The sequence below is a fragment of the Amycolatopsis sp. H20-H5 genome (assembly GCF_035828755.1).
Lineage (GTDB): Bacteria > Actinomycetota > Actinomycetes > Mycobacteriales > Pseudonocardiaceae > Amycolatopsis.
Window position 1 is genome coordinate 1 of record NZ_JAYMZS010000219.1, and the last position, 6,751, is coordinate 6,751.

Here is a 6,751-nt window from a genome sequence, read left to right on the forward strand (position 1 = left end):
GCAGGTTGGTGGCGATGCCGAACAACCAGGCGCGGGCGCTGGCCCGTGCCGGGTCGTAGCTGGCCCGTCGCTGCAACGCGATCAGGAACGTGTCACTGACCAGATCATCGGCTACTGTCGGCCCGGCACGGCTGGCCAAATATCGGCGCACGTCCCGGGCATGTTTGTCGAACAAGCCCTGGAAGATCGCCTGAAGGTCGTCCCCGCACAAGTCCGGTCGATCATCAGCGTCCACCCCGCTTGCCACGGTGTACCGCTCAGCCCTAGTCACATCGGATATTCGCACGAGCCGCCGGAAGTGTTCACCCCAACCACGCGACACGACGGCCCAGGGACCCGTACAACCGGTCCAGGTCTGTTCACCAGGCGTGGTTATGCCTGGTAGAAGCCACCGCGCCTCGCTGAATTCGGGTGCCAGCCGGTCGCAGATTTCCGCTGGGCTTCGGCGCGGGCGACCCGCGCGAACACCGGGCGCCACCCCAGATATCGCGCGATCGGGCGCAAGTGCTCAGTCCGGGTCTTCGCCCGCCCTCCGCAAGACCGCAGTGCGGCCGGGTCAACGCCGGGCTGATCGGCCGGACCACGACCGCGGCCGGGATCGACAAACGCCACATCAGCCGGTGTCGGGGTGAAGAACCTGGCCCAGCTCAGAAGCCTAACGAGGCATATCCGTTGGTGACAGTTGTCGTGACTATTTGACATGCACAGGTCCGCCCCCGACGTTCGAATCGAACACCGGTTCGATACCGAATGCTGTAATCAGATCGCTACTGTCGGCTTCCCCTCGGTGGTCCTGAAGGACTGTGCGGGTATGTCTTTGGCCGAGTTCATCAACCCTCCGCGCCACTGGTCGGAGCTGGAGCGCATCTCCTGTGGCCCCGCCCCGGCGCCCGATGGTACGGATGAGGCACCGGGTGTCGCGCAAGCGCGAGGGCTACGCCGGACGCCCCGCCGACCTGCGAGACCTGCGCGGCGACGACGACGGCAGAGCTGCACTGCCATTCGAACTTCAAGTTTCCTCGACGGCGCGTCCAACCCGGAGCAGCTGGTCGAGGAGGCCCTGTGCTCCCATACGTAGTTCGCCGCCGCACAGGCCCAGCCGAAACCGGACCAGCACATGCCGGACAGGTCGGTGTTGTCGTGCCGAGTCGTCGACGGACATGTCCGAGCTTCTTTAGTGCGTGCAGCTCGTGGCTGGGTGAGGACGCGTGGCCGAGTGTGTCGGTCAGCTTTGGCTGTGCTCGTGCGTCTCGTGGTGTGGCAACCAGATGGCGCTGTGGGCAGGAGTCATTTCCGTCACCGTGCGCCACCTGACCAGTCGTCACATTTAAATTGCCACCAGGAAATACGTCTCTGGACTCCGAGACTACCGAGTTGCAGGAATCACGAATTCAGCGTCAGAAAACCTCGTATAGCCCGGTCTATTGCCAGCACACACGCGGTGGACGTTATTCCCTTCCGTGCAGCGGGTCGCGACCGATGAAGCCGAGCAGGCGGGTCTGCACGTCGGCGTCGCCCGGCACCGGCACCCGGGGCCCGTACTGCCCCGAGGACCGCATCAGCTCCTCGATCGGCGCCATCCCGGCGAGCAGGTCGGCGCAGGTCTGCGGGTCGAGCCGCTCGTCCTGGCCGGTGGCGCGGGCCAGGTCCCAGGTGTGCATGAACACGTCCGAGGTGTAGAACCGGTCGACCGCGTCCGGCAGCGGCATCTCCCCCACCATCGGGTGCCGGAAGGGGGTGGCCGCCTCCGGCCCGTCGAGCAGCCGCTGCACCGCGTCGGCGTGTACCTGCCAGGCGGCGACCGGGTCCTCCTCCGGTGACGGGCCGCGGTCGAGCACCAAGCCTGTCGCGCTCTTCAGGAAGTCCGGGAACCACTCGACCAGGTGACCGACCACGTCCCGGGCGCGCCATCCGGCCACCGGGGCCGGCGCGTCCCAGTCGGACGCGCCCCGCACTCGAGCGGCGAACCCGGCGGTCACCGCGCGATAGCGCTCGGCCGGGCCGGTGGGGAGGGTCATGCCTCCGCTCCTTCGCCGGTTCCGGCGAGCAGGACGTCCAGCTTGGCATAGCCCTGGTCCACGCCGACTTCCATCCCGCTGCGCAGCCAGGCGTCCCGGCTCTCGAAGCTGTCGCACAGCGACTGTGTGCGCAGCCGGGTGCGGCCGCTGCCGAGGTCTTCGAAGGTGAGCGTCTCCAGTGCGACTCCGTCCGGGTCGCCCTCCCAGGTGAAGGTCTGCACGATCCGGTCCGGCCGGACCTCGTGGAAGCAGCCGTGGAAGGCGAACTCCACCCCGTCCCGGGCGGCGACGTAGCGCCAGCTGCCGCCGGTGTTGGCGTCCCAGCGGTCCAGGGTGGTCGTCATCCCGTCCGGACCGACCCACCGAACGAACAACTCCGGGTCGGTGTGCGCCCGAAACAGGCGGGCCTGGGTGGTTGCGAAGTCCCGGGTGACGCGGATGATCGGGACCGTCGGATCCGCCTCGATCGCCGCCTTCTTCATCGTGTCGTTCATGCCGTCTCCTCGCGCGCCGGGCGGTGCCCGGCCTCGTCGTCGTCCATCTCCGCCAGCACGGCGTCCAGCCGCTGGTACCGGGCCTCGGCCCGCTGCCGGTAACGCTCGATCCACTTCGTCATCAGGTCGAACACCTCCGCCTCGAGATGCACCGGGCTGCGGTGCACCTGGGCGCAGCGGCTGACCAGGCCAGCCTGTTCAAGCACCTTCAAGTGCTTCGAGATGGCCTGCACGCTCACCCGATACGGCGCCGCCAACTGCCCCACGGTGGCGTCACCGTCGGTCAGCCTCGCTACCAGGTCGCGCCTGGTCGGATCGGCCAGGGCCGCGAACACCTGCGATAGCGGGTCACTCATCCTGCCCCCCGAACCTCAACTGCCTGGTTGACGCAAACGTAGATCCCCCCTCGGCAAATGTCAACCGACTGGTTGACAATGACTAGTTGACAATGATGCGCCGCCGACGACCGCTTTGCCCGCGGTCACGGTTCGTAGTCGTTGCGGGCCGTCACCCCACCGCATCACCGACCGACTCGACACGACCACCCGCGGCCAAGACTTCTACCGGCGGCGGCTGATCGCCATCGCGACCGACGTCAACGCGCTGCCCGAGATCCGGGCCGCGCAGGCATTACGGGCTGCTCCCCCGGCACGTACCCAGGGACACGACCCCGGCCGTCAGCATCGCCGCCGAGACCTGGGAGATCAAGTCGACCGCTGCGGTTTCAAACACTGACAACGCCCGGAGGTACGGCGCCCCGGCGCGAGGACGATCTCCCTGCGTGACCCGATGGCGCAACACACTGGCCTACCTGGAGATCATCACCATCTCGAGCGTCCCCACCGCGCCGCGCTGGCAGGCTCCTGCCGCGCAGGAGCCCCGGTTCGCGGCGGGAAAGGCGATCGGCAACTCCGGCGCGACCACGTCGGTGGCATGGTTAGATTCGGCCACGCCGGACGTGGTGTCGTCGTCGCCCATACCCGCAAAAATCACCCTCTCGGCCAGATTGTCATTACCGCTGGATCGGGGTGCGCTTCGACGCCACACCGCTGGGTGGTGGACGCGACCGCGGGACGTCCAGCTGTGTTCACGTCAGCTGGTTCCCTCAGAAGGCGTCCGGAAACTGATGTCATGTCGTCCAGTTTGGCGCCTGGGGCCGCGTGACTGACGGGGACTTTCACACGGTCTGTTCTGGTGAAGGGGACTTTTGCAAGGTTGAGTCGAGGGAAGTCCCCTTCAGTCGCCACCCCAGGTTTGCCGTGGTCCCTGATGGGAGCCTTTACGGCGTCTAACGCTGTCATGGTGGCCTTCAGGGGCACACATGAAACGGTCATAGCGGTATGAAACGGGCGAATGGGCAGATTTTCCGTCCTTTGTGGAGGGTAAGCGGCTTCGAAGGACAGGTGATCGAGGCTTCGAGCGGCGGCTGCTGTGACAATTCTCAGACGCGTTCTCAGAAGCCGGGGAACACGCGACGCAGGTCGTCGAGCGTGATGCTGCCTTCGACGGTGACGTCGTTGTCATACGGTGCCTTGAGACGGCCGCTGACCAGCCGGACGAACGCCTCCGCCGACCCGTTGAACGTCGCGGAAGGCGACTCGAGGTGGTTCACCACGGTGACCGCGTCGTCGATCACCAGACAGGCGCCGGGGATCGCGACGGACACCGGGTTCGCAAGCTCGGCCGGCTTCGCGAGGAAACTCAGCATGAAGCCCACGGGCCCGGCCAAGAGATCGACGAGCACCGCGGCCGAGCCGGCGTCCACCCCGGCGTTCGGGTCGAAGGCCACGCGCACGTCCCACGAGTGGTTGGCCACCTCGTTGAGCCGCATGCCCAGGGCGGTCAACAGCGGGACCGGCTCTGGCAGGAAGCCGAGGTCGACGGTCAGCGACGAGCGCTGCTCGGGCGTGAGCGCCTCGACCGTGTCAAGCCAGCGGCCGTCGTGCTCCAGGAAGCCCTCGGCCTGCGCTCGCGGAGCGGACGCGTCCCAGCGGGCCCAGATCGTCTGGTTGTCTTCGGCCACCACGGTCTGCCCGGCAGCCCGTGCGATCGGTGTACGGCCGATCTCCGCACCGCTGCCAAGGTGGGAAAGGGCCTGGGCGACAGTCCACTCCGCGGCGCCGCTGGCAGCGGCCAGCTGGTCGTCGGTGAGGGTACGGACGAGGCCGGCCAGCACGGCATATTCGGAGCGGAGGGCGGTGATCGTGCGGTCCACGAGTTGACTCATGCCACAGTCAACTCCCGAATGGACGCGTATGTTCCGCAGATCAACAAGACCGGCCGGACGTCGCCAGCCCGATCAAGACGACACGGACCGGCGCCGGTGCCGCCGCTGGCTGTTGCCGCCTCCGGAACCGATCGACGGGCCGACGAGCTAACAATTTCGGTGAAGGTGTGACGTTCAAGTACGGAAGAACGACCCTGCCGTCATGAAGTTCCTGCGCGACGTTGCCGTGGCAATCGTCTCTTCCCTCCTCCTGCTGTTGCTGGCAAGCATCAGCGGCGACTCTACGATTCGGTCGTGCCAAGTGCCTCGAGGAATGAACGCGTCCAACGATCCGCGTCGTGTGTGAGGGTCTGTCGTCGCATCCTTCGGCGCCCTTCGGCCGGGTCGGCGGTCATCGCGGCGTGCAGCGCGTTCTTCACTCCGGCGAGGTCATAGGGGTTGATGAGAAACGCGCTCGTCAGCTCGGCCGCGGTGCCCGGGAATTCGGAAAGTATCAGCGCCCCGCCGAGGTCGTACCGGCTGGGACGTACTCCTTGGCGACAAGATTCATCCCGTCCCGGAGCGAGGTGACCGCGAGGATGTCCGCTGCGAGGTAATAGGCAGCGAGCTCTTCGGTGGGAATCGGTCGCTGAATGTGCCGCGCGACGGGGTGACCGGCATCCGGGAACTCGTTGTTGCCCCGCGCTGTGAGCTGGTCGATATCGCGACGGAGCTGCTGGTCGGCGGCCCGACCGGCGAATGGTCACAGGCCGCACTCGCGCCCGAGCTTCTGTGAGAATGCCACAGATTTGAGGCTGATCTTTATGGCGCTGCCGCGAGGCCACGAAAACCACCGGACACACAAGATCACTATGTCAGGTGTGGCGAGTACTTGCATTGTTGCCTGGCGGCAGGGTTAATCCGCCAAACGGGGAGGGTTTTGGCCTCTTCGCGCCAAACGTCGAGTCACTGCCATCGGATCCACGTATGGTCGCCGGGTGGATGCCGAGGGAGGATGCACAGCTTGGCGGGTGCGCTTGCGCGCTCGCAACGGTCGTGTACTCGGTGCCGGGACGATGCTCGATTCCCGCCATCTTCTTACCTGTGCTCACGTCGTGGAGCAGGTGGATGCCTTGCTGCAGGTGGAATTTGTGGCCCTGCCCGGGGCCGCGTCCGGTGTCGCGTCCGTATTCGACGACTTCTGGATACCGCCGTCCGGGGATGAACGCGGGGATATCGCGGTACTACGGCTGCAGGAGCCCGAGACCCGGTGTACCGGCGCGCCGGTACACCGGATGCCGTTGCTGCGTGGCCGCACCGTGTCGGCGTACGGCTTTCCCGGGAACGGCGAAATGGGCGTGTGGTTCACCGGGCGGCAAGCGCACGACGGCGGTCCCGGGGGCGAGTGGGTCCAGATCAACAAGGCCGCCGAATCCGAGCCGGTTTCACCCGGGTACAGCGGTGCGGCCGTGGTCGATGACGAGACGGGCTACGTCGTCGGGATGATGGTCAGCAGGTTCGCCACCGCGGCCAACCTGGTGTCATGGATGATCCCGGCCGAGACGATGCTCGGTCACCTGCCCGGTCTCGACCGCTGGTTCCAGGGCGGTTCCGGGGTCGACCAAAGCATTGTCGAGCGCCCGACCTCCCAGGTGGTCGACCCCGTCTTCTCCCGCGACCTCGCTGGGTATTTCGCCGGGCACGGGCCCAGCGCGCCGTGGGTGGTGGTCACCGGCGATTCCGAATCGGCTCTCTCGACCTCGTTGCGGCTCATGATCCTGCTCGCCGACCGCGAGCGATCGGCGAGCGTCGGCGCGACCATGCTCCCGGCCGACGCCGTGCCGCCCGCCGGAAGCCTCGGCCTGGCCGTGGACGCCACCGCCAAGACCGCGGACGACGTCCGCCGCCGGATCGAGGAGCGGCTCCGGCCCCTCACGGAATCCGGGGTCGCCCTACCGAACCGGTTCTCGGGGTTGACGCTGGTCATCGACGCTATCGATGACGCCGCCGAGCCCGCGAGACTGATCGAGGAC

7 protein-coding genes and 1 pseudogene are annotated in these 6,751 nt (G+C 66.9%); 1 reads left to right on the forward strand and 7 read right to left on the reverse strand.

Annotated features, from left to right (window positions below):
* From QMK34_RS46445 to QMK34_RS46480, 7 genes and pseudogenes are all read right to left on the reverse strand, one after another.
* On the reverse strand, window positions 1-478 hold a 478-nt coding region (locus QMK34_RS46445), incomplete at its 3' end, for an RNA polymerase sigma factor (RefSeq protein WP_326421382.1).
* A gap of 970 nt (window positions 479-1,448) precedes the next feature.
* Window positions 1,449-2,018, reverse strand: a complete 570-nt coding sequence (locus QMK34_RS46455; RefSeq protein ID WP_326421384.1) for a TIGR03086 family metal-binding protein — start codon at window positions 2,016-2,018, stop codon at window positions 1,449-1,451.
* On the reverse strand, window positions 2,015-2,512 hold the full coding sequence (locus tag QMK34_RS46460) for an SRPBCC family protein (RefSeq protein WP_326421386.1): 498 nt from the start codon (window positions 2,510-2,512) through the stop codon (window positions 2,015-2,017). The genes QMK34_RS46455 and QMK34_RS46460 overlap by 4 nt, the downstream gene beginning before the upstream one ends.
* Window positions 2,509-2,868 (reverse strand): ArsR/SmtB family transcription factor, encoded by a 360-nt coding sequence (locus QMK34_RS46465; protein ID WP_326421388.1) that lies wholly within the window; start codon window positions 2,866-2,868, stop codon window positions 2,509-2,511. Before QMK34_RS46465 ends, QMK34_RS46460 begins: the two co-directional genes overlap by 4 nt.
* Before the next feature lie 451 nt (window positions 2,869-3,319).
* Window positions 3,320-3,490: a hypothetical protein gene (locus QMK34_RS46470; RefSeq protein ID WP_326421389.1), complete on the reverse strand. Its 171-nt coding sequence runs from the start codon at window positions 3,488-3,490 to the stop codon at window positions 3,320-3,322.
* 475 nt (window positions 3,491-3,965) lie between these two features.
* On the reverse strand, window positions 3,966-4,739 hold the full coding sequence (locus QMK34_RS46475; protein ID WP_326421390.1) for a maleylpyruvate isomerase family mycothiol-dependent enzyme: 774 nt from the start codon (window positions 4,737-4,739) through the stop codon (window positions 3,966-3,968).
* A 281-nt stretch (window positions 4,740-5,020) separates the two neighbouring features.
* A pseudogene (locus tag QMK34_RS46480) lies at window positions 5,021-5,457 on the reverse strand (trehalose-6-phosphate synthase); the annotation flags it as partial.
* Between the two features lie 337 nt (window positions 5,458-5,794).
* On the opposite strand from QMK34_RS46480, the gene QMK34_RS46485 reads away from it, so the two are divergent.
* Window positions 5,795-6,751, forward strand: a 957-nt coding sequence (locus QMK34_RS46485; RefSeq protein ID WP_326421392.1) for a S1 family peptidase, incomplete at its 3' end; no start/stop codon positions are given.